The 21,574-nt window shown below is 61.9% G+C and carries 18 protein-coding genes; 8 read left to right on the forward strand and 10 right to left on the reverse strand.

All coding sequences use genetic code 11. The features are described from left to right. Window positions 1–72 precede the first annotated feature (72 nt). The 8 genes from L6D63_RS05240 to L6D63_RS05275 are packed head-to-tail and all read right to left on the reverse strand — an operon-like array spanning window position 73 to window position 9,078. Window positions 73–1,203 carry a glycosyltransferase family 4 protein gene (locus L6D63_RS05240; RefSeq protein ID WP_131670791.1) on the reverse strand — a complete coding sequence of 377 codons (1,131 nt, stop codon included), beginning with the start codon at window positions 1,201–1,203 and terminating at the stop codon, window positions 73–75. Beyond that, complete coding sequence (locus L6D63_RS05245) at window positions 1,204–2,334, reverse strand: glycosyltransferase family 4 protein (RefSeq protein WP_131670790.1); 1,131 nt, start codon at window positions 2,332–2,334, stop codon at window positions 1,204–1,206. It abuts the gene before it with no gap. Beyond that, window positions 2,318–3,694 carry a glycosyltransferase family 4 protein gene (locus L6D63_RS05250; protein WP_131670789.1) on the reverse strand — a complete coding sequence of 459 codons (1,377 nt, stop codon included), beginning with the start codon at window positions 3,692–3,694 and terminating at the stop codon, window positions 2,318–2,320. Before L6D63_RS05250 ends, L6D63_RS05245 begins: the two co-directional genes overlap by 17 nt. Next, window positions 3,691–4,956, reverse strand: coding sequence for an ABC transporter ATP-binding protein (locus L6D63_RS05255; RefSeq protein ID WP_131670788.1), 1,266 nt, complete (start codon window positions 4,954–4,956; stop codon window positions 3,691–3,693). The genes L6D63_RS05250 and L6D63_RS05255 overlap by 4 nt, the downstream gene beginning before the upstream one ends. Beyond that, window positions 4,956–5,753 carry an ABC transporter permease gene (locus L6D63_RS05260; protein WP_131670787.1) on the reverse strand — a complete coding sequence of 266 codons (798 nt, stop codon included), beginning with the start codon at window positions 5,751–5,753 and terminating at the stop codon, window positions 4,956–4,958. Before L6D63_RS05260 ends, L6D63_RS05255 begins: the two co-directional genes overlap by 1 nt. Then, a complete protein-coding gene (locus L6D63_RS05265) occupies window positions 5,753–7,195 on the reverse strand; it encodes a mannose-1-phosphate guanylyltransferase/mannose-6-phosphate isomerase (RefSeq protein WP_131670786.1) in 1,443 nt (480 codons plus the stop codon). Before L6D63_RS05265 ends, L6D63_RS05260 begins: the two co-directional genes overlap by 1 nt. A gap of 3 nt (window positions 7,196–7,198) precedes the next feature. Further along, window positions 7,199–8,167: a GDP-mannose 4,6-dehydratase gene (gene gmd, locus L6D63_RS05270; protein WP_047297367.1), complete on the reverse strand. Its 969-nt coding sequence runs from the start codon at window positions 8,165–8,167 to the stop codon at window positions 7,199–7,201. Then, entirely contained in the window at window positions 8,164–9,078 is a 915-nt protein-coding gene (locus L6D63_RS05275) for a GDP-mannose 4,6-dehydratase (protein ID WP_131670785.1), read from the reverse strand. The genes gmd and L6D63_RS05275 overlap by 4 nt, the downstream gene beginning before the upstream one ends. Before the next feature lie 426 nt (window positions 9,079–9,504). On the opposite strand from L6D63_RS05275, the gene L6D63_RS05280 reads away from it, so the two are divergent. From L6D63_RS05280 to L6D63_RS05310, 7 genes are read left to right on the forward strand one after another with little or no spacing between them, the layout of a single operon-like run. Continuing rightward, window positions 9,505–11,112, forward strand: coding sequence for a glycosyltransferase (locus L6D63_RS05280; RefSeq protein ID WP_131670784.1), 1,608 nt, complete (start codon window positions 9,505–9,507; stop codon window positions 11,110–11,112). Beyond that, window positions 11,106–12,410, forward strand: coding sequence for a glycosyltransferase (locus L6D63_RS05285; protein WP_131670783.1), 1,305 nt, complete (start codon window positions 11,106–11,108; stop codon window positions 12,408–12,410). Before L6D63_RS05280 ends, L6D63_RS05285 begins: the two co-directional genes overlap by 7 nt. Continuing rightward, entirely contained in the window at window positions 12,407–13,297 is an 891-nt protein-coding gene (locus tag L6D63_RS05290) for a class I SAM-dependent methyltransferase (protein WP_108184279.1), read from the forward strand. The genes L6D63_RS05285 and L6D63_RS05290 overlap by 4 nt, the downstream gene beginning before the upstream one ends. Then, on the forward strand, window positions 13,294–14,448 hold the full coding sequence (locus tag L6D63_RS05295; protein WP_131670782.1) for an acyltransferase family protein: 1,155 nt from the start codon (window positions 13,294–13,296) through the stop codon (window positions 14,446–14,448). Before L6D63_RS05290 ends, L6D63_RS05295 begins: the two co-directional genes overlap by 4 nt. After that, window positions 14,442–15,269 carry a class I SAM-dependent methyltransferase gene (locus tag L6D63_RS05300; RefSeq protein ID WP_047297362.1) on the forward strand — a complete coding sequence of 276 codons (828 nt, stop codon included), beginning with the start codon at window positions 14,442–14,444 and terminating at the stop codon, window positions 15,267–15,269. The genes L6D63_RS05295 and L6D63_RS05300 overlap by 7 nt, the downstream gene beginning before the upstream one ends. A gap of 60 nt (window positions 15,270–15,329) precedes the next feature. Next, window positions 15,330–16,520, forward strand: a complete 1,191-nt coding sequence (locus tag L6D63_RS05305) for a DUF3142 domain-containing protein (protein ID WP_131670781.1) — start codon at window positions 15,330–15,332, stop codon at window positions 16,518–16,520. Beyond that, window positions 16,507–18,639 carry a hypothetical protein gene (locus L6D63_RS05310; protein ID WP_131670780.1) on the forward strand — a complete coding sequence of 711 codons (2,133 nt, stop codon included), beginning with the start codon at window positions 16,507–16,509 and terminating at the stop codon, window positions 18,637–18,639. The genes L6D63_RS05305 and L6D63_RS05310 overlap by 14 nt, the downstream gene beginning before the upstream one ends. Here the strand turns inward: L6D63_RS05310 and L6D63_RS05315 are convergent. Next, window positions 18,636–19,265, reverse strand: a complete 630-nt coding sequence (locus L6D63_RS05315; RefSeq protein ID WP_131670779.1) for a LysE family translocator — start codon at window positions 19,263–19,265, stop codon at window positions 18,636–18,638. The two genes, L6D63_RS05310 and L6D63_RS05315, sit on opposite strands and share 4 nt — an antisense overlap. A gap of 144 nt (window positions 19,266–19,409) precedes the next feature. On the opposite strand from L6D63_RS05315, the gene L6D63_RS05320 reads away from it, so the two are divergent. After that, the gene (locus L6D63_RS05320; RefSeq protein ID WP_007960832.1) at window positions 19,410–19,883 is read left to right on the forward strand and encodes an Lrp/AsnC family transcriptional regulator; all 474 of its coding nucleotides are present in this window, start codon (window positions 19,410–19,412) and stop codon (window positions 19,881–19,883) included. A gap of 157 nt (window positions 19,884–20,040) precedes the next feature. Here L6D63_RS05320 and lpdA read toward each other — a convergent pair whose 3' ends face one another. Next, a complete protein-coding gene (lpdA, locus tag L6D63_RS05325) occupies window positions 20,041–21,441 on the reverse strand; it encodes a dihydrolipoyl dehydrogenase (RefSeq protein ID WP_131670778.1) in 1,401 nt (466 codons plus the stop codon). Window positions 21,442–21,574 lie beyond the last annotated feature (133 nt).

Consider the following 21,574-nt stretch of genomic DNA (forward strand, 5'->3'; position numbering starts at 1 on the left):
TCCTGGGTTTTTAAAATCAAAAAGATCGCAGCCTGCGGCAGCTCCTACAGAGGATTGATGTGTTGTGGTGGATCAGGCGTAAGACAGGTCTTTCTCTTCGAGCAGCTCCTGATACAACGCGGTCCACTTGCGGCCCATCTCGTCGGCGGTGAACAACTGCCGGTAACGCGCCTCGGCCTTGATGCCCATGGCCGCCGCGCGTTCGGGGTTTTCCCAGAGGGTACGCATCGCCTCGCGAAACGCCTGTGGATGACTCGGTGGCACCACCAACCCGGTTTCGTTGTGGATATTGATGTAGCTGGTGCCGGTGCCGATTTCGCTGGAGATCATCGGTTTGCCGTACATCGCGCCTTCGAGCAGCGAAATGCCAAACGCTTCGGAGCGCAGATGCGAGGGGAATACGATGGCGTAGCTCAGTTGCAGCAGGGCGACCTTGTCTTCATCGCCCAGACGCCCGAGGAAGTGGATATTACGCAGGCCCAGCGCGGCGGCCTGGGCATGCAGTTCCAGTTCCAGCGGCCCGGCACCGACGATGACCACCGGATAATCCACGTCCTTCAAAGCATCGAGCAGGATGTGCAGACCTTTGTAATAACGCATGACCCCGACGAACAGGAAAAACTTGTCCCCAAGCTGTTGGCGCCAGCGATTCATGCGGTCGCTGTCGGCCTGTGGATAACCCGCCTTGTTCAAACCGTATGGAATCACCCGGGTCTTGTCCTGGAACTGCTGCAACACGTCGCTGGTGTGCAGGTAGTTCGGCGAGGCCGCGACAATCCGGTCGGCGCTGGCCAGGAAGCGGTTCATCAGCGGGCGGTAGAGTTTGAGCAGATGCTTCTGGCGAATGATGTCGGAGTGATAGGTCACCACGCTCGGTTTGTTCAGGCCACTGGCAAAGTGCACCAGGTCCATGAAGGGCCAAGGAAAGTGGTAGTTGATCACATCGGCTTCGGCCGCCAGTTCGCGAAACTGTTTGAACACGCTCCAGGAAAACCCGGTGGAGGCGAACTGGATGTCGAGTCTGGCGCGATGCACTTCGTGTGAGCCGAGTTGTATCACGGGAGGGGTCGGGTCGGCGCTGAGGGTCAGCACCTGACCGTCGATGCCGTGATGCGCGCCGCTTTCACAGAGCTGGAAGATCACTTGTTCGATGCCGCCGACCGAATCTGGCAGGTACGTCTTGAAAAAATGAAGAACTCGCATTCAGCCTCCCATGGCCTGGCGGTAGGCACCGGCGGTGGCCTGTGCGCAACGTTCCCAGGAAAATAGCCGCGTCCGGTGCAATCCGGCTTCTCGGCAGGCCTGCCAATGCGCTTGATCGTCGATCAGGCGGATCAGCGCATCACGCAAGCCCTGTGCATCATCAGGTTCAATGTAGTTGCCCGCCGCGCCGGCGACTTCCGGCATGGCTGAAGAACGGGTGAGAATCACCGGGGTGCCGCTGGCCATGGCCTCAAGTACCGGCAAACCGAAGCCTTCATACCGCGACGGAAACACCAGCGCGCGGGCGCCGGCCAGCAGTTGTGCGACCTGTTCATCCGGCAGATAGCCGAGCAGGCATACGTGACCCGACGCGAGGGCCTGGCGCAGCTCATCGCTGAACTGCGTCTGCTGCCAACCGGCCATGCCGACGATCAGCAGTGGAAAACGCTGGCGCACGGCCTCCGGCAGCAGGGCATGGGCGCGCAATGCCAGGCTCAGATTCTTGCGCGGCTCCAGAGTGCCGACACACAGGAAATATTCGCGCGGGGCAACGGCATGTGCCTTGAGCACCGCTTCGAGGGCGTCGGGTTGCCGTGGGTGGAAGCGCTCGGCTACACCCAGTGGCGCCACCACGAAACGCTCGGCCGGCAGACCAAAAAAAGCCTGCGCCTCGTCGGCAATCGCCTGCGAGTCGGTGATGATCCGTTGCGCCTGTTGCACGCCAGCCGCCAGACGCCGTTCGATTTCCTTGAGGCGCGCCAAGGGCTGGGTCTCAGGAAAGTGCAGATGGGTCAGGTCGTGCAGGGTGATCACGGTCGGGCCATCGAAGGCCAGCGGCCACAGGCTCGGCTCGTGATACAGGTCGATGCCTTGCGTGCGGCCCTGATCGAAACGTTTCTGTTCCAGCCAGCGCCGCGCCTGATAGGCCCCTGGGATCTGCCGCAGCAGTGGCGTCAGGCGCGAGTAGCCGGGCATGGCCGCTTCCGGCAGGGCCGAGCTCCAACCCCAGCCGTGGAACAACGCCACTTCGACATCGGTTGTGTCGCGCAAGGCGCGGACCAGTTCGGCGACGTAGTGGCCGATGCCAGTGCGTGGCGCCTGAAGAATCCGCGCGTTAAGAGCAATGCGCATGCTGGCCTTCGGATGCGGGCAGTGGATGGTTCAGGTTGTGCTCGATGCGCTGCACCAGTTGTGCGCTTGCTTCGCGCCAGCTTAGCCAACGCCATTGGTCGAGGCTCAGAGGTGCCGGAAACTCACCCGAGCGCTCAATCCCGAGCACCAGGTCGGTAAGGCTCTGCGGGTTGTGCAGGTCGAAATACGCCATGTAATCGCCGCCGATTTCGCGGAACACCGGAATGTCGCTGGCCATCGCTGGCAAGCCGCGTTGCATGGCTTCCACCAGCGGCAGGCCGAACCCTTCGACATGCGACGGGAATACCAGCGCGGTGGCGTGAGAATAGGCGTGCTCAAGGCTTTTGTCCGAGAGCGAGTTGAACATGAACAGGCGACGGTTCAGTTGTGGATGCTGGCGGATCCGCTCGATCAGGGCTTCGCACTTCCAGCCGATTTTCCCGGCGATGCACAAGCGCGCTGTGGAGCCAGCCGCCCAGGCACGTTCGAACGCATCGAGCAGGTAGGCGTGGTTCTTGCGCGGCTCGATGGTGCTGACCATCAGGAACACCGGCTCCGGGGTCTTGAACAGGTTCAGCAGGTTGCGATCGACCTCGGCTGCGGCGTCGGTCAGGTCCAGTTCGGAACCCAGGTGGAAGTAGTCGAACCAGCGCTGCTGGACCTGTTGCGTGCCGATCCGGCGCACCATCTCCTGGCGCACCTGATCACGAATGGTGGTCGAGATCGCGACATAGCCGTCAGCGGTGCGCGCGATCCAGTCGAACCAGTCATTGAACACCTTGACCAGACCCGCGTCGCAAAACTGCGGATGGGTCAGCGGGATCAGGTCGTAGATCACCGAAACGATACCCACGCCATCGCGTTTGAGTTGTTCGGCCAAGGGGAAAAAGTTGGCGTGCCAGGAGGAATCGAGCAACACCAGTTGATCGCCGGCCCGATGTTGCAGCGGCACACAACGCTCGGGGATCGGTTTGCCCTTGAGCAGGCGCCCGAGCACGCGCATCGGCAGGCTGAAACAGGCGAACGCCGTGAGCCGGCAGAGCACGTACAGCACTCGCCGGGCGAAATGCGACTGGCTGAAAGGCCGGCGTCGTTCCAGAGCGCGATGGCGCAACCAGAAGCTGTTGGCCCACTGTTCCAGCTTCACCCGCAGGCTGGTCAGATTGATTGTCGGGGTTTTGATCGGCGCCAGGCTTTTCACCTCATACAGGGCACCGTCGAGCATCACCACCGGGATGCATTCGCGCTCGGCGTTGGCTTCTGGCAACTGTTGAATGACGTTGCGCACCACGCGTTGAATGCCCGAGTTGGCGGACGGGTGTTCGAAAACGTAGGTGCACTCCATCAACAGTCGTGTCATCGCGAGATCTCCCTGTCTACCTGCTGCGCCGGGTGTTCGCTGGAGCGGCTGATCTCGGTCCGGGCCTGCAGCCATGAGCAACCGACAAAGTCTTCCTGACGGTTGTTGATGACGTGGAAGACCAGACCGTAATCGCGCCATTCGAAATTGCGATCCAGATGCGAATCCAGACGCGACAGGCTCAGCGCCACCGAATAGCTGCCCTTGCCCAGGCGCATGTCGAAGGCGAAGCGGAATGTCACCTGTTCACCGGCGCTCAGGTCGCTGATCGCCTGGTCCTGGCGATGGGTATTGATGCCGTAGATCGCCTGGCCGAGGCGATCCTTGATCAGAAAGCCCAACACCAGTCGTTCGATGTCCTCGCGCACCTCGGTCTGCACTTCCAGCACCACTGGCTGGCCGACTTCCGCCACTTCCAGGCTGCGCCCTTGAGCGTCGAGCAGGCGCACGCTGACGATCCCCGCTTCACCAGTCCCGGAAATGGTCTGCACCTGGCCGTTGGCGAGCATTTCCTGGCGCACGATCTGCCCTTCGCGCTGGGCAAGCATGGCGTTGTAGTAGTCCATGACCTCTTCGGGTTTGCCGCGCATGGCCAGGCGGCCGTTCTCCAGCAGGATTGCGGTGTCGCAGATCGACTGAATCGCCGAACGGTCGTGGGACACGATCAACAGCGTGGTGCCAGCCTTGCGAAAGTTGCGGATGCGCTCGAAGCTTTTGTGCTGGAAGTAGGCATCGCCCACCGACAGCGCTTCATCGACGATCAGGATGTCCGGACGGCGCGCGGTGGCGACACTGAAGGCCAGGCGCATCTGCATGCCGCTGGAATAAGTGCGCACCGGGTGATCGATGGCTTCGCCGATTTCGGCAAAGCTTTCGATCTGCGGCATCAAGGCTTCGATCTCTTCGACCTGCATGCCCAGTAACTGGCCGGCCATGAACGCGTTCTGACGCCCGGTGAAATCCGGGTGGAAACCCATGCCCAGTTCCAGCAGCGCGGCCACGCGACCTTGCAGTTGAATCTGCCCGCAGCTGGGTTGCGTGGTGCCGGTGATCATCTTCAGCAGCGTACTTTTGCCCGCGCCATTGACCCCGACGATGCCGACGGCTTCGCCGGGCTGAATCTCGAAATCGATGTCCTGCAGGATCCAGTGCAAGTGGTGCCGGGTGCCGGAAAACGGCACCAGCCACTCGAACAACCGGCTCCAGCGATTGGGGTATTGCTTGTAGGCCTTGCCCAGGCCGCTGACGCGTATATGTCCCATCAGAGTTCATCCACCATTTCGCCGACACGTTGCCGGAACAGGCGCAGCGCCATGGCGCAGAACAGCAGGCCGAGGATCAGCAATGGCAGCAGCGACGGCCAGTTCGGCCACTGGTTGTAGAGGAACACGTTCTGGTAGCTGGTCATCAGTGCCGTCATCGGGTTCAGGCTGATCAGGTGCTGGATGCCCGGCGGCAGGATCGACAGTGGATAAACGATGGGGGTCAGCCAGAACCAGAATTGCAGGCAGATGCCGAACATCTGTCCGACATCGCGGAAGAATACGTTGAGGATGCCGAGGATCATCCCCAGCCCGGCGGCGAAGATCACCTGCACCAGCAATAGTGGAATCAGCGCCAGCAAAGCCATGCCGGGCAGGCGCCCGCTGATCAGCAGAAAACCGAAGAACAGCCCGAGAATGATCGCGAAGTTGATCCCGGCGTTGAGCAGCGCAATCACCGGCAGGCAGATCCGCGGGAAGCTGATTTTCTTCAGCAGGTTGGCGTTTTCCAGAAACATGCTCTGGCTGCGCGAGGTGATTTCCGCGAACAGTCCCCAGGTCAGCAGGCCCGCGCACAGGTACACACTGTAGGCCAGGCCGTCATCCACACCCGGCAGGCGCGCGCGCATGATCTGGGAAAAGATCACCGTGTACACGACGATCATCGACAACGGGTTGAGCACGGTCCACAGCGCGCCGAACAGCGAATTGCGATAACGCGCCTGAAACTCCCGCTTGACGCTGCCGAGGATGAATCCGCGATAGCTGCGCAGCGAGCGATACAGGGAAAGCAGCATCAAACCGTCCTGCCGTATTGGTCTTCGAAGCGCACGATATCGTCTTCACCCAGGTATTCGCCGCTTTGCACCTCGATGATCACTAGGTCGATCACGCCGGGGTTTTCCAGGCGATGGCGGTGCCCGGCGGCAATGAACGTCGATTCGTTCTTGGCCACCAGATGCGTACCGCTGCCGTTGTTGGTGACCTTGGCCATGCCTTCGACCACCACCCAGTGTTCGTTGCGGTGATGGTGCATTTGCAGCGACAGCTTGCCACCGGGCTTGACCACGATGCGCTTGATCTTGAAGCGCGGGCCTTCCTCGAGCACGGTATAAGTGCCCCACGGACGGCTGACCGTGCGATGCAGGCGGTAGGCTTCGTGGGACTTGTCCTTGAGCTGCTTGGCGACGCGCCGCACATCCTGGGCACGATCGGCGTGGGCCACCAGCACGGCGTCGGCGGTGTCGACGATGATCAGGTTATCCACACCCACGGCGGCCACCAGCCGGCCTTCGCTCTGCACGAAGTTGTTGTGACTGTCGATGAACACCGCTTCGCCGCTGGCGCGATTGTTGTCGGCATCGGCCGGTACCAGTGCTGCCACGGCGCCCCATGAACCGATGTCGCTCCAGTCGAAACCGGCGGGCACCACCACGACCTTGTCCGAGCGTTCCATCAACGCGTAATCGATGGAGATGTCGGTGATCTCAGCGAACAGCGCTGCTGACAGTTCCTGTTGCAGACAGCCGACGGTTTCCACCGGGGCGCTGGCCTCCATGCAGGCGCGGGTCTGCTCCAGCAACTCCGGTGCGTGCAATTGCAGCTCGTTGATCAGGGTCGCGGTGGTGAAGCAGAACATGCCCGAGTTCCACAGGAAGTTGCCGCTTTCCAGGTAATGCGTGGCGGTTTGCAGGTCAGGCTTTTCCACGAAACGCTGGACCTTTGCCGCGCCTTTGGCATCCAGTGGCGCGCCGGTTTCGATGTAGCCGAAGCCGGTTTCCGGCGCGGTCGGCAGCACGCCGAAGGTCACCAGATAACCGTCCTTCGCCAGGTTGACCGCGTGTTCGACGGCGCTCTTGAGGGCTTGCTGATTAACGATCAAATGGTCGGCGGGCATCACCACCATGATCGCGTCGTCACCGTGCAACGCTTGCAGTGACAAGGCCGCCGCAGCAATTGCCGGGGCGGTGTTGCGCCCGGTCGGTTCCAGCAGGAAGTGTCCGCGATGGCGCGACACCTGAGCGGCGCAATAGTGATCCTTGCTCTGAAAGTAGTATTCGCGGTTGGTCACCGTAACGATGTCGCCCCAGCCGTCCAGCAATGCGGCGGCACGCTGATAGGTCTTGCCCAGCAGCGACTGGCCGTCGGGCAGGGTCATGAACGGCTTGGGATGGCCCTCGCGGGACACCGGCCACAGACGAGTGCCGGCGCCGCCGGACAGAATCACGGGGATCAGCATGGCCTACTCCTTGGCGACGCGTTTCATGTCCGCATCCATCATCATGCGGATCAGGGTGTCGAGGTCGGTTTTCGGTTTCCAGCCCAGCACGCGCTGCGCCTTGGCCGGGTTGCCGAGCAGCACTTCGACTTCGGCGGGGCGGAAGAACGCCGGGTCGATCTTCACGTAATCGCGGTAGTTCAAACCGACGTGATCGAAAGCGATGCGGCACATCTCGCGCACGGTGGTGGTGATGCCGGTGGCGACCACGAAATCGTCAGGTTTGTCCTGCTGCAGCATCAGCCACATGGCTTCGACGTAGTCACCGGCAAAGCCCCAGTCGCGTTTGGCGTCGATGTTGCCCAAGGCCAGTTCCTGCTGCTTGCCCTGTTTGATCCGGGCAGCGGCGTCGGTGACCTTGCGCGTCACGAATTCGATGCCGCGCAGCGGCGATTCGTGGTTGAACAGGATGCCGCTGCTGGCGTGCAGGTCGAAACTTTCACGGTAGTTGACGGTGATCCAGTGGCCGTAGAGTTTGGCGACACCATAGGGGCTGCGCGGGTAGAACGGCGTGTTCTCGTCCTGCTGCTCAGCCTGGATCAGACCGAACATTTCGCTGGTCGAGGCCTGATAGAAACGGGTGTGCGGGCTGAACTGGCGGATTGCCTCGAGCAGGTGGGTCACGCCCAGGCCATCGACGATACCGGTGGTCACCGGCTGATTCCAGGACGCGGCGACAAAGCTTTGTGCGGCCAGGTTGTAGACCTCGTCCGGCGCCGACTTGATCACCGCGCGCTGCACCGAGCAGGCATCGGCCATGTCACCGTCCAGGTAGACGATGTCGCCTTCAACGCCCATCTCGCGCAGGCGCCAGCGTGAATCGCTGCTGCGCCGTGCGACCAGACCGTGAACCTTGTAGCCCTTGTCGAGCAGCAGTCTGGCCAGATAAGCGCCGTCCTGGCCGGTGATCCCTGTGATCAGTGCACTTTTCATTCTTGTCGTACTCGCTGCTCCCAGTCGGACAGGATCGCCCGCAAGGATTGTTGTGTTGTAATTTTCGGCGCCCATTCCGTGACTTGGGCAAGCCTTGCATGACTGCCGCAAACGCGACGCTGATCCGCGCGGCGCATGCGCGCCGGATCCTGGACCAGTTGCAGGTCGACCTCGGCAAGGTCGGCCATTTGCTCGATCAAACTGCGGATGCTTTGCTCGCGGCCCGAGCAAATGTTGTAGACCTGCCCCGGCGTACCCTTTTCCAGCAGAGCGAAATACGCCGAGATCACATCGCCGACATCGAGGAAATCGCGCGTGACGTCAATGTCACCGACTTCCAGTTGCGCGGCTTGCAGGCCTTGTTTGATGCGGTTGATCTGGCGTGCAGCACTGGCGATGACAAAGTTGTCTTTCTGCCCGCTGCCGATGTGATTGAACGGCCGCACCACCAGCACTGGCCAGCCTTCACTCAGGCCCCACTGCAGGCTGAGAAACTCTGCCGACAGTTTGCTCACCGCGTACGGATTGCGCGGGCAGGGCGGTTGCAGTTCGGTAATGGGCAAGGCGCTCTCGTCGACTTGTCCATAGACGTCGCCGGAACTGACATACAGGAACGTCCCGCGAAAACCGCGGGCCTTGAGGGCCTGTAACAGATTGAGGGTACCGAGCAGATTGATTTCGAGCGTTCGGCCCGGGTCACGGAAAGCTTCGGGAACGAAGGTCTGACCGGCCAGGTGAATCACCGCGTCGGGCAATTGTGGCCACAGATCGGTGAGGCTGGTCGCAGCCGTGAGATCGTAAGGCGCCGCCGCAGGCAGCAGTTCCCACGTCGAGCCAGGCTGTTCCAGATGCGACTGGAGATGTTGTCCCACGAACCCACTGAGGCCCGTGATGAACAGACGCTTTTTCAAACACTGACCCCTTGGTCTTTAACCTTCCCACTTTCCCATAGGCTTTGGGGAAAAGTCTGTCAGGCCGGATGAGAAAGACCGGCAGGACAATCGGCAAAGTCGTTGTTGTAGTTATTTGTTACCAATCTGTGCCAAATGATCGGCAATTTCAACAGCGCAAACCGTGACCGGTCAGTTCTCGTCAGCGTAGCCCTATTTATTCTTGTCGGGCGGTTCCCGGATTCGCAAAGGATGTGTTTAGAATGGCCCTCGTCGCCATCTCCCCAGGTTCGCCGGGGTTGTTGCGCAACAGGGTGAAACCAGCCACTAAAACAAGAACGAAGACGAGCTCAGGACGAAGGACGAGCAGCGGTGATCCCGACTCGATTCAGCGCCTGGTCGTCATAGCGTGAAACTGCCGGGATGGTGGTGTCACCGTGGGATGCCATGAATTTCATTCTTTACTCGGACGTCAATGACCGCTCCATCAGCCAGAGTCTGGGGCGTCCGGAATACAGCTATTACTTCGTGCTCAAGGCCTACCGTCCTGTGCTGGAAAGCCTTGGACAGGTGCACGTCGTGTCGTCGGCGGCCGAAGTCGACCCGTTGTATCGGCAGTTGCAACTGGCCGGTCAGGACTGCCTTTTTCTTTCGTTTGCGCCGCCGCATAAAACCCCGACCGACCTGCAATGCCCCGTGGTCTGCGTGATCGCGTGGGAGTACGACTCGATCCCGGATGACCCTCATGAAGATGCCCGGCATGACTGGAGCCAGATCCTGGCCCGCCACGGTCGGGCGATCACGTTGTCCAGTCACACGGCACAAGCCATTCGCCGGACCATGGGCGAAGATTTCCCGGTCCTGGTATTGCCGACACCGTTGTGGGAAGGCTTTGCCGGGGTGCGCGAGCAGTACCCTGCTGCGCCGGTCAACCCAGGCACGGCGTTGCAGATCAAGGGCTGCATTATCGATAGCCGCACGCTCGGGTTGTCCGCCGATGGGCTGATCGCACCCGCTGTCGATGTACAGGAGCCGCAGCCCGCCGCGGTGGTTACGCCCGAAGCAGCGCCGTTACCGCCACTGACCTTGCGCCGACGTGCGTTCATCACCAAACACTACCTGCGCGAAAGTTATCGCGCCGCCGCGACCCCGACTGACCACGGGCCGCTGTTTTTGCTCAAGCACAATCTGTTGTTGTGGTATCGCGAAGCCGTTCGCGACTTGCTGCCACTCGCCTTGCGCCGCCAGCTCTTCCGGTTGCGTAGCCCGGCCCCCGAGCCGTTGCCGCCGGCCGTCATCGTCGAAACACCGCCGGTGGTCGAGCATCCGCAGGCCAGCCTGCCGGACATCAGTGCCACGGTACAGACCGAGGTCAGCGGTGTGGTCTATGTGAGCGTGTTCAACCCTGAAGACGGACGCAAGAACTGGCATCACCTGATCACGGCGTTCTGCTGGGCCATGCGCGATGTCGAAGATGCCACGCTGGTGTTGAAGATGACGCAGAACGATCTGGCGACCTATTACGTGCACCTGATCACCTTGTTGTCGCAGCTGTCGCCCTTCGCCTGCCGGGTGGTGGTCATGCACGGCTATCTGGAGGACGAAGAATTCGCCAGGCTCTACGGTGCTGCCAGTTTCTACGTCAACGCGTCCCGCTGCGAAGGTTTGTGCCTGCCACTGATGGAATTCATGTCCTGCGCTCGTCCGGTGATCGCGCCGGACCACACGGCAATGCACGACTACATCGACGAACGCGTCGGCTTCATCGTCAAGTCCGGCCGTGAGCCGACGATCTGGCCGGATGACGTGCGGATCCTCTACCGCACCCTGCGCCATCGTCCGGATTGGGGCTCGTTGAAAACCGCCTACGAAAACAGTTACGCCATGGCCAAAAACGATCCGGTGGCTTATCAGGCCATGGCCCTGGCGGCCAATGAGCGCATGCGCGAGTACTGCAGTTTTGCTCCGGTGCAGCAGCGTCTGGCGCAGTTTTTTCAACTGACGCCGAGTGCAAGCCCACAGCTGATCGCCGAGGCGGGGACTGCATCATGCTGATCATCATTCATTCGGAAACCAACAAGAGCAACATCCAGCAGAACCTCGGCCGGCCCGAGTACAGCTATTACTTCGTGCTCAAGGAATTCCGCCCGGTACTGGAACGCCTTGGGCAAGTCATTGAAGTGAGCAACCCGGACGAACTGGTTGATCGCCTGTACTTCGATTGTCTGAGCCGTGGCGAAGCGTGCGTGTTCCTGTCGTTCTCGCCACCGCATCGCACACCGATTCATTACGCTTGCCCGACCATCCCGGTATTTGCCTGGGAATTCAGCACCATCCCCACCGAAAGCTGGCACGGCGAGCCACGTCACGACTGGCGCGTGGTGTTGAACGCCTGCGGCATGGCGATTACCCATTCGAGTTTCACGGTGAACGCAGTCTGCGACGTGATGGGCGCGGACTATCCGATCTGCGCGATACCCGCGCCAGTCTGGGACCGTTTTGCCGCACGCGGTGCGCAGTTGCGCAAGCAGCCTGTGGTCGAAGCGGTGCAGTTGAAGTTGCGTGGCCTGTTGCTCGACAGCCGCACGGTGGATCTGCGCGCGTACGGTCCGCCGGGATTGCGCGAAGGCACGCCAATGTCGTTTGCCGGGCCACCGCAGGACTGCCAGCTGCAACTGGACGGCGTGGTCTACACCTCGGTGTTCAACCCGTACGACGGGCGCAAGAACTGGCAGGACATGATCAGTGCCTTCTGCACCACGTTCCGTGACGTCGCCGATGCGACATTGGTGCTGAAACTCACGCACCATGACATCGCCAATGCCCTGAGTGACATGCTGCATCACCTGTACAAGAACCAGTCCTACCAGTGCCGGATCGTGCTGATCCACGGTTATCTGGCGGACGCCGATTACGAAGCGCTGGTGCAGGCCACCAGCTATGTGGTCAACAGCTCCTATGGCGAAGGGCAGTGCCTGCCGCTGATGGAGTTCATGTCCTGCGGCAAACCGGCGATCGCCCCGCTGAATACGGCAATGGCCGATTACGTCGACAGCGACAACGCGTTCATCGTTGATTCCACCGACGAGCTTACGGCTTGGCCTCACGACCCACGCGCGGCTTACCGTACCTTGCGCTACATGACCGATTGGGACTCGTTGTGCGCTGCGTACCGCGACAGTTATGAGGTGGCGAAAAACGACGTCGAACGCTATGCGCGAATGTCCGGGCATGCCGTTCACAACCTGCAGAAGTTCTGCAGTCAGGCGAGTGCAGAAGAACGTCTGCGGAGGTTTTTTGCGCAGCGTGCGCAGGCCCTCAAGCCGTTGTCCGTGGAAGCCTCGGGCGCATGATCCGGCGTCTGCTCGCACGCTTGCTCCCGGCTCCGTCGCCTGCTGCACCTGCACCTGAGCCAAGCGCGCAGGTCTCGCCACGGGATGTGGGGTTGCATGACGCGATTCTCGACGGCTGGTTTTTGCCGGGCAGCGGCGAGTTGCTCAAGGGCTTCGCGATCACGGCTGACGACACCTTGCTCGACGTCGGTTGCGGCGAGGGCGTGGCGACGCTGTTCGCTGTGCGGCAGGGCGCCTCGGTAATTTTCACCGACAGCGAACATGACAAGGTTCGCGATCTGGCCCGGCAGGTTGAGGCGCAGAGCACAAAGCCGAATCTGGGGCTGGTCAGCAACAGCCTGCCATTGCCGCTGGCCGCCGGTTGCGCGAGCAAAGTGGTGTGCATGGAAGTGCTGGAGCACATCGACCAGCCGGAACCGTTCATGGCCGAACTGGTGCGCATGGGCCGCCCCGGTGCGCAGTATCTGCTGAGTGTGCCGGCGCCGGTGGGCGAGCACCTGCAACAAGGCATCGCCCCGGCCAGTTATTACCAGACGCCCAACCATGTGCAGATTTTCACCGAGCAGCGCTTTGCCGAACTGGTGGAGAACGCCGGGCTGGTGATCGAGCATCGGCAGGCCAGCGGCTTCTTCTGGGTGATGGGCATGATCTTCTTCTGGGCCAGCGAACGCGCTGCCGGCCGGGACCTCGGTGGCGCGGTACGCGACCGGATTCAGGCGCCGTATCCGCCGCTGATGGAAAGCTGGGCACGGACCTGGCAAGACCTGCTGGCGCAGCCCGACGGTTTGGCGATCAAGCAGATGCTCGACCGCTTCATGCCCAAGAGCCAGGTGATCATCGCCCGCAAACCGCTGGCTGGAGAAACCTGCACCGGGGGCCAGCCATGAGCGCCAGGCGGATCATGGACATCGAGGTGCTGCGTGCCATCGCCGTGCTCGGCGTGCTGTTTCATCACTTGCATGGCAACCTGTTCACCGACACGGTGCCGCAGCTGGAAAACATTCATGCCTGGGCGCAACCGTGGTGGGGCGTTGATCTGTTTTTCGCGATCTCCGGCTTCGTCATCGCGCGTAGCCTGATCCCCGCGCTGCAAGGCTGCACGACGCGTCAGGAGTGCTGGCAGCAGACGCGCAATTTCTGGCTGCGCCGGGTGTTTCGCCTGTTGCCGTCGGCCTGGTTGTGGCTGGCGCTGATCCTGCTGGCATGCGTGTTTCTCAACCGCTCCGGGGCCTTTGGCAGCTTGCACGCCAACTTGCAGGCGACGCTGGCGGGGGTGTTGCAGTACGCCAATTTCCGTTTTGCCGACAGCTTTTTTCATTACGAATACGGCAGCAGTTTTGTTTACTGGAGCCTGGCGCTGGAGGAGCAGTTCTACCTGCTGTTCCCGCTGCTGATTGTGCTGTGCCGCAAGCATCTGGTCTGGGCCTTGCTGGCGCTGGTGGCGGTGCAACTGTTCACCCTGCGCACGCCGTTGCTGATGGTGGTGCGCACTGATGCCCTGGCGCTCGGCGTGCTGCTGGCGCTGTGGAGCGCGCAACCTTCCTGGCAGCGCTGGCAGCCGACGTTTCTGCGGCGGCCGTGGGCCGGGGTATCAGTGCTGATCGGCGTGGCACTGCTGATGAGTTTCATGGCCACCGACCGTTTCACCTTCGCGCCTTACCGCATCGGCTCGATTGCCGTGCTCGGCGCGCTGCTGGTGTGGATTGCTTCTTACAACCGCGATTACCTGCTGCCGGCGGGCCATTTGCAGCGGCTGATGGCGTGGATCGGCAGTCGTTCCTACGGCATTTACCTGATTCATATCCCGGCCTACCTGCTGGTGCGGGAGCTGATTTTCCGGCTGCAGGCTGCCGATTTGCCGAGCCCGGCCGGGCACCCGATTCTCACCTTGCTGATCGCCTTCGGCCTGATCGTGCTGCTCAGCGAGCTGAACTACCGCTTCATCGAAATGCCGATGCGCAATCGCGGTGCCGCCCTGGTACGGCGCCTCGACACGTCCCGAACTGCCGTTTCAACCCCCGGAGCCACCTCATGCTGAGCCTATTGAAAAAACTCACGGCGGCGACGCCTGCACCGGCCCCCGCGCAACCCGTCGCCCCGGTGGCGGACAAGGTCGATCCGTACATGCTCGGCCTCTACGATGCCAAGCTCAGCGGCTGGTTCAACCAGGAGACCGGCGAGCTGTTCAAGGGCTTCCCGGTGACCGCCGATGACACCTTGCTCGATGTCGGCTGTGGTGACGGCGGCAACGTGCATTTTTGCGGCATGCGCGGGGCGAAGATCATCATCGCCGACATCGACGGCGCCAAGGTCGAGGCCACCCGCCAACGCCTGAGCGATACCCCGGCGCGCAGCGTCGAGTGCCATGTCACCGACTGTAATCCGTTGCCGATCGCCGACGGCACCGCTACCCGAGTGGTCTCCACCGAAGTCATCGAGCACGTCGACGACCCGGCGCAGTTTCTCGCCGAGCTGGTGCGGGTCGGCCAGTCCGGTGCGCTGTACCTGCTGAGCGTGCCGCACCCAAGCTCGGAAGATTTGCAGAAGGACATTGCGGCGCCGGAGTATTTCCAGAAGCCCAACCACATTCGCATCATCAGTGAAGATCAGTTCAAGACGCTGGTCAGCGACGCCGGGCTGGAGATCATCAGCCACAGCCAGTACGGTTTTTACTGGTCGATGTGGATGCTGTTGTTCTGGGAAGCCAAGGTCGATTTCAGCAACCCTGATCACCCGTTGCTCGAGCATTGGGCCAACACCTGGCAAGCGGTGCTCGATTCGCCCCGTGGTGCGCAGATCAAGCAGGCGCTGGACGCGGTCGTGGCGAAGAGTCAGGTGATTATTGCCCGCAAGCCTTGAGTCGCTCCTCCAGGGATTTGTGTACCCTGCATTTTTGTATTGGCAGGGAATAAGCATTTCATGCGGTTCGGCTTTTCGATTTTGATCGCGGCAACGCTGCTGCTCGCTGCTTGCGAGCGGCAGGATGCCCCCGCCCTCGATCAACAACTTTATATCTGGCAACGTCAATGGACGCCGGCCCATGACGCTGCCCTGCGCGAAAGCCGCGAGAGCTTCTCGACATTGCGCGTGTTGGCCTTGCAGGCATTCCCCAATGACGGCTGGCATCGGGCGCAAATCGATGCGGCGTTGCTCAAGCGCGATGGCCGACCGCTGATTGCGGTGGTTCGTCTCGACGGTCAGCTCAAGGCGCTCGATCAGCAACAGGTGAACACACAGATCCTTCAGATGCTGGCTGACTGGCAAGCGCAGGGCCTGACGGTGAGCGGGGTCGAGATCGATCACGACGCCGGTAATGCGCGTCTGCCGGCGTATAGCGAATTTCTCGTGCGTCTGCGTGGCGCATTGCCGGCCAACTTGCCGCTGAGCATCACTGCGTTGCCGGCGTGGCTCGACAGTTCGCAACTGCCGGCACTGCTGGCCAGCGTCGACAGCAGTGTGCTGCAGGTGCACGCGGTCAGCGATCCGCGTCGTGGTCTGTTCGACCCCGAGCAGGCGCGGCGCTGGGCCAAGGCCTGGGGGCGGGTGAGCGACAAACCGTTTTATCTGGCGCTGCCGGCCTACGGCGTGGCGCTGCTGCCGGATGCCGATGGCGTTCCGGTGGTGGAAAGTGAAGTGCCACTCGAGCGCGGCGGCCAGCGGCGCGAATTGCTCGCCGATCCGCAACAATTGAGCCGACTGGCCACTGACATGCGCGAGGATCGCCCGGAACATCTGGCCGGGTTGATCTGGTTTCGTCTGCCGCTGGCCAATGATCGCCGCGCCTGGAGCCTCAGCACGCTGCGCGCTGTAGCCCGTGGCGATACGTTGAGCAGCCGGCTCGGTCTGACGTTCAGCGACCACGATGGCCTGCAGGACATCGCCCTGCGCAATGTCGGTAACCTCGACAGCGCCTGGCCCGCGCGCATCACCGTCAAGGCCAGCGCTTGCGAGGGCGCCGATGCGCTCGCCGGTTACGCGTTGCAACAAAGCGCGGATCTGCTTACCTTCACCCGCCTGCGCGACGGTCGTCTGCCGGCGGGCGGACAACGCGCCATCGGTTGGGCGCGCTGTGCATTTATTGATCAAGGAGGTTCGCATGTTGACCCGTAACTGGCCCCGCCATCTGCTCTGCCTGAGCCTCAGCCTGCCGCTGGGTTCGGCGCTGGCCTGCGGCCCGGACTTTCCGATGCGCCTGCTCGACAATCGTGGGCAAAGCCTGGCCGAGCTGCCGGAGGGCAACTTCAACTTCGAGATCAGCCGCCTCGGCAAAACCATTGCCGGGCTGAAAAACGTTACCTCCGCGACGCACAATCCCGACGACATGTACGGCGACGAGAACGAGCCTGCGGCGCTTCGCGAAAAAGCCGAACAGGTGGGTCTGAGCGCCGAGCAACAAGCACTCGTCAAGCAACTGCGCGGCCTGACCGATGCGCGTCAGGTCGAGGCGCAGGGCGCCAGTCTGCCGGCGGAAATCCGCTTGTACGTGGCCGGCGCGGTGGCGTTTGCCACTGGCGATCATCCGCTGGCGATCGAATACTTCAACAAAGTGCTGGCGCTGCCGGCCGATCAGCGTCCGCTGCGCAGCACTTGGGCGGCGTATTCCCTGGGCCGCACCTGGTTTGCCATGAGTGCCGAGGCGGGCGATGTCATCGAAGTGCTGGAAGACGCACGCGCAGCCTTCCGTCAGGCCCGACAATTGAGCATCGATGGCTTCAGCGATCCGCTGGAACTCGGTGTCGCCAGTCTCGGTGAGGAGGCGCGAGTGCTGCGCAACGCCGGTGACTGGAACGGCGCCATCGAACTGTACGAAGCGCAGAACCTGCACGGCTCGGCCGTGGGTTATACCTCGCTGAAACAACTGATGAATGAGCTGGCCGAACTGCCTGAGCCGCAACTGGCCAAGTTGCTGGAGCGCAAGGCTGTGCAGCAATTGGTTACCGCCTCGTTGATCAGCCGGGTGGGCTGGTCGTTCGACGAACAACCGCCGAACGAAAAGAAACTCATCAAGCTGCTGCAGAACAGCACCCGTGGCAGTCTGGAAAACGCCGATCGACTGGCGGCCATGAACTATCAACAAGGTGATTACGCCAGCGCCAAGGCCTTCCTGGAGAATGCCGGTGACGGCGGACTGGCGTGGTGGCTGCGAGCCAAACTGGCAGTGCGTGACGGTGATAAAAATGCCGCGGCTGCCGCCTATGCCAAAGCTGCGCAGGCTTTCCCGCAGAGCGAGGATTGGGGCTACCGGCGTACCCCGGACTGGGACTTCGAAACCGTCCAGCCGAAATGCCGGGTCGAGGGCGAGAGCGCGATTCTCGCGCTGCAGCGTGGCGAATACCTGCAAGCGTTCGTGCAGTTGTATCGCAGCAACAGCATCTACTGGTTCGACGCGGCGACGGTGGCCGAGCGCGTGCTGACGGTCGATGAGCTCAAGCGCTATGTCGATGACAACGTGCCGGCGCCGCCGGCATTGACCCAACAGCAGCGCGACAACTACGTGCCGCTGCCGGTTGCCGCCAGCCTGCGCAATCTGCTGGGACGGCGCTTGCTGCGTGAAGGGCATTACGAGGAAGCGGTCGGCTATTTCGACAATCCGGACCTGCAGCACAAGGCCCGGCTCTACGGCGAACAACGGATGAAGGCCGACGCTGCGTGGTGGCCGACCAAACGCGCCAGCGCCTTGTACAACGCGGCGTGGACCGCACGTGAATGGGGCATGGACATTCTCGGTTACGAGATGGCGCCGGATTACGCCACGTTCGGCGGCAGCTACAGTCTGGAAAACACCGAGCTGAAAGTCGGGCCGCTGGTGGCCGAGGCTGAAGTCCAGCGCCAGAAGGCCAGCCAGGCGCAACCGGACGAGCGTTATCACTACCGTTTTGTCGCCACCGCGCTGGCCAGCCGGGCTGCCGACAACTTGCCGCACACCAGTCAGGCGTTTGCTGCGGTGTTGTGCAATGCCGCCGGTTTCAACAGCAGCCTTGAAGAACAGAGCGCGTTGTATCGACGCTACGTCAACGAAGGCCCGTACGTGCCTTGGGCGGTGGACTTCGGCAATCAGTGCCCGTACCCGGATTTCGAAAACGCCGACAAGCGTTACGTCACCCAGGTGACCGATGCCGTACGCAATACGTTGCGTCCGTACAAATGGCCGGTGGTCGGTGTCCTGGTGCTGTTCAGTGCGGGCGCCTTGTTGTTGCTCCGTCGTCGGCGCAAGGCGCGCAAGCCCTAAGCCTGCTGGATAAACGTCAGGCGCACGGCAAAGCCGATCAACAGGCTGCCGAACAGCCATTGCTGGACGCGTTGGGCAGTAGGACTGTGTTGCAGCCAACGACCCAGCGCGGCGCCGGTCAGGGCATAGGCACTGTCGAACAGCAGCCCGACGCCCACCAGCAGAACACCCAGGGTGGCAAATTGGGTCAGCACAGCTGCGCCGTCATTGACGATGAATTGCGGCAACAGCACTGAGCAGAACAGCAACGCCTTGGGATTGAGCAGATTGGTCAGCAGGCCACGGCGAATCGCCTCGCGCCATTGCCTTTGGGTGTGTGTCACGGCAGGCGTGTTCAGGTTCGGCAGCAGGCTGCTGCGCAGGCATTGAATGCCGATCCACAGCAGGTACGCCGCCCCGGCCAGGCGCACCAGATCAAACGTCCACGGCGCCGCCTTGAACAGCGCGGCCAGCCCCAGCGCCGCCAATGCCACATGACAGCCCCGGGCCACCGCCAACCCCACGGCGGTCGCCAGCGCCGCACCGCGACCCTGGCGGGCGCCGGTTTGCAGCAACAGGATCATGTCTGGCCCCGGCAACAGGAAGACCACCGCCAATGCCAGAAAAAACAGCCAGATACTTGTCATGTCGCAGCCCTTTCGTTGTCGATTCGGTGAGCAAAGTTTAGGGCGCAAGGGCGGGGCAGGTGCTTGCGAAGTCAGCTTCAAAAAGCCACAAGATTGGCATAACCTGCTTTCTTTTTGCCCCTTGACCAGCAGGATCTGCCAACCATGAAACTCGACGCTTTTGACCGCAAGATTCTCGCGGCGCTGCAACGCAACGGCCGGCTGAGCAACGTCGAACTGGCGGATGAGATCGGTCTGTCGGCGTCACCGTGCCTGCGTCGGGTGCGGATGCTCGAGGAGGCCGGGGTGATTCGTGGCTATCAGGCCAACCTCGATCGCGATGAGGTGGGGTTGGGGCTGACGGTGTTTGTCGGGGTCAAGGTCGAGCGCCACAACGATGAGCAGGCCGAAGCCTTTTACGCGGCGGTGACGGCACTGCCGGAGGTGATCTCAGCGTTTCTGGTGTCCGGGGAATCGGACTTTCTGTTGCAAGTGGTGGTGCCGGACCTGCGTGCGTATGACCGCTTTCTCAGCGGCTGCCTGCTGAAGCTGCCGGGGGTGAGTGACATTCGCAGCAACTTTGCAATTCACACCGTGAAGACGCCGGGGGCGTTGCCGTTGGGGCATCTGCCGCTGTAGAGCGGGTTGCTCCCACATTCGACCGCAATCCTCCAGCAGGAACACGGTCAACTGTGGGAGCTGGCTTGCCAGCGATAGCGGTGTGTCAGCGACCGCAACGGTTACAGGACCGACGCCATCGCTGGCAAGCCAGCTCCCACAGGGTTTGGGTGACCACCTACATCTGCGTTGCCATCCCCTCGACATTCATCGCCGCCTGACGCAGCGCCTCGGAGCGGGTCGGGTGCGGATGGCAGGTCAGCGCGATGTCTTCGGCCGAGGCGCTGAACTCCATGGCCACGCAATATTCTCCAATCATTTCGCTGACACTCGGGCCGACCAGGTGCACACCGAGGATTTCGTCTGTGCGTTCGTCGGCGAGGACTTTGGCAAAGCCTTCGGTTTCGTGATTGATCTTCGCCCGACTGTTGGCGGTGAACGGGAATTTGCCGACTTTGTAGGCACGTCCTTCGGCCTTCAGTTGCTCTTCGGTCTTGCCGACGCTGGCCAGTTCCGGCCGGGTGTAGATGACGTTGGGAATCAAGTCGTAATTGACCTCGCCGGCTTTGCCGACGATCTGTTCGACACAGGCCATCGCTTCGTCTTCAGCCTTGTGCGCGAGCATCGGCCCGGACGTTACGTCGCCGATTACCCAGACGCCATTGACTTCGGTGCGGTGCTGGCGGTTAGCGAGCAGGCCGCGCTTGTCGGTGCTCAGGCCGACGTTCTCCAGGCCCAGGCCTTTGGTGTACGGGCGCCGGCCGATCGCGACCAGTACGTAGTCGGCGTCCAGTAACTCGGCGCTGCCGCCCGCTGCAGGTTCGACGCGGAGTTGCACCCCGTTGGCCGAGGTCGTGGCGCTGGTGACCTTCGAGCTCAATTTGAAGCTGATGCCTTGCTTGCTCAGCGCACGCTGCAGGGTTTTGCCGGCCTCGCCATCAACACCCGGGCAGATGCGGTCGAGGTATTCGACCACGGTCACCTGGGCGCCGAGACGCCGCCAGACCGAGCCCAGTTCCAGGCCGATCACTCCGGCACCGATGACCACCAGATGCTTGGGCACTTCACTCAGCGACAGCGCGCCAGTGGAATCGAGGATGCGCTGATTGTCGATCTCGACGCCGGGCAGGGGCGTGGGTTCGGAGCCGGTGGCAATGATGATGTCCTTGGCGCTCAGCTCGGTCTTCTTGCCTTGATCGTCGGTTACCGTGACTTTGCCAGGACCCTCGATGTGGCCCCAGCCTTTGATCCAGTCGACCTTGTTCTTGCGAAACAGAAACTCGATGCCTTTGGTCAGGCCGCTCACGCTGTCGTCTTTCTGTTTCATCATTTGCGCCAGGTTGAGCGTGGGTTTGACCTCGATGCCGAGGTTGGCGAACTCCGCACCCATGGCCGCGTCGTACAGCTCCGAAGCATGCAGCAAGGCCTTGGACGGCATGCAACCGACGTTCAGGCAGGTGCCGCCGAGGGTGGCGCGGCCTTCCACACACGCCGCTTTCAGGCCCAACTGGCCGGCGCGGATCGCCGCGTTATAACCACCGGGGCCGCCGCCCAGAATGACCACGTCGTAGTGACTCATGCTCTTGCTCCTCGTTGGGGATGCGGATCGCTAAAAGTAGTAGGCGATTAAAATTACGAACGTAATATGTGCGTTTCCGGACATTTCGGTCAAGGCTTCAGGCAAGCGACAGGTTGCGCATCTTTAGATAGGC

The organism is Pseudomonas parakoreensis (assembly GCF_021602155.1).
Taxonomy (GTDB): Bacteria; Pseudomonadota; Gammaproteobacteria; order Pseudomonadales; family Pseudomonadaceae; genus Aquipseudomonas; species Aquipseudomonas parakoreensis.

What these genes read in the sequence shown, in the direction of transcription:
- L6D63_RS05240 (WP_131670791.1), bottom strand. Translation starts at nt 1,203, where the DNA reads ATGCGAGTTCTTCATTTTTTCAAGACGTACCTGCCAGATTCGGTCGGC.
- L6D63_RS05245 (WP_131670790.1), bottom strand. Translation starts at nt 2,334, where the DNA reads ATGCGCATTGCTCTTAACGCGCGGATTCTTCAGGCGCCACGCACTGGC.
- L6D63_RS05250 (WP_131670789.1), bottom strand. Translation starts at nt 3,694, where the DNA reads ATGACACGACTGTTGATGGAGTGCACCTACGTTTTCGAACACCCGTCC.
- L6D63_RS05255 (WP_131670788.1), bottom strand. Translation starts at nt 4,956, where the DNA reads ATGGGACATATACGCGTCAGCGGCCTGGGCAAGGCCTACAAGCAATAC.
- L6D63_RS05260 (WP_131670787.1), bottom strand. Translation starts at nt 5,753, where the DNA reads ATGCTGCTTTCCCTGTATCGCTCGCTGCGCAGCTATCGCGGATTCATC.
- L6D63_RS05265 (WP_131670786.1), bottom strand. Translation starts at nt 7,195, where the DNA reads ATGCTGATCCCCGTGATTCTGTCCGGCGGCGCCGGCACTCGTCTGTGG.
- gmd (WP_047297367.1), bottom strand. Translation starts at nt 8,167, where the DNA reads ATGAAAAGTGCACTGATCACAGGGATCACCGGCCAGGACGGCGCTTAT.
- L6D63_RS05280 (WP_131670784.1), top strand. Translation starts at nt 9,505, where the DNA reads ATGAATTTCATTCTTTACTCGGACGTCAATGACCGCTCCATCAGCCAG.
- L6D63_RS05285 (WP_131670783.1), top strand. Translation starts at nt 11,106, where the DNA reads ATGCTGATCATCATTCATTCGGAAACCAACAAGAGCAACATCCAGCAG.
- L6D63_RS05290 (WP_108184279.1), top strand. Translation starts at nt 12,407, where the DNA reads ATGATCCGGCGTCTGCTCGCACGCTTGCTCCCGGCTCCGTCGCCTGCT.
- L6D63_RS05295 (WP_131670782.1), top strand. Translation starts at nt 13,294, where the DNA reads ATGAGCGCCAGGCGGATCATGGACATCGAGGTGCTGCGTGCCATCGCC.
- L6D63_RS05300 (WP_047297362.1), top strand. Translation starts at nt 14,442, where the DNA reads ATGCTGAGCCTATTGAAAAAACTCACGGCGGCGACGCCTGCACCGGCC.
- L6D63_RS05305 (WP_131670781.1), top strand. Translation starts at nt 15,330, where the DNA reads ATGCGGTTCGGCTTTTCGATTTTGATCGCGGCAACGCTGCTGCTCGCT.
- L6D63_RS05310 (WP_131670780.1), top strand. Translation starts at nt 16,507, where the DNA reads ATGTTGACCCGTAACTGGCCCCGCCATCTGCTCTGCCTGAGCCTCAGC.
- L6D63_RS05315 (WP_131670779.1), bottom strand. Translation starts at nt 19,265, where the DNA reads ATGACAAGTATCTGGCTGTTTTTTCTGGCATTGGCGGTGGTCTTCCTG.
- L6D63_RS05320 (WP_007960832.1), top strand. Translation starts at nt 19,410, where the DNA reads ATGAAACTCGACGCTTTTGACCGCAAGATTCTCGCGGCGCTGCAACGC.
- lpdA (WP_131670778.1), bottom strand. Translation starts at nt 21,441, where the DNA reads ATGAGTCACTACGACGTGGTCATTCTGGGCGGCGGCCCCGGTGGTTAT.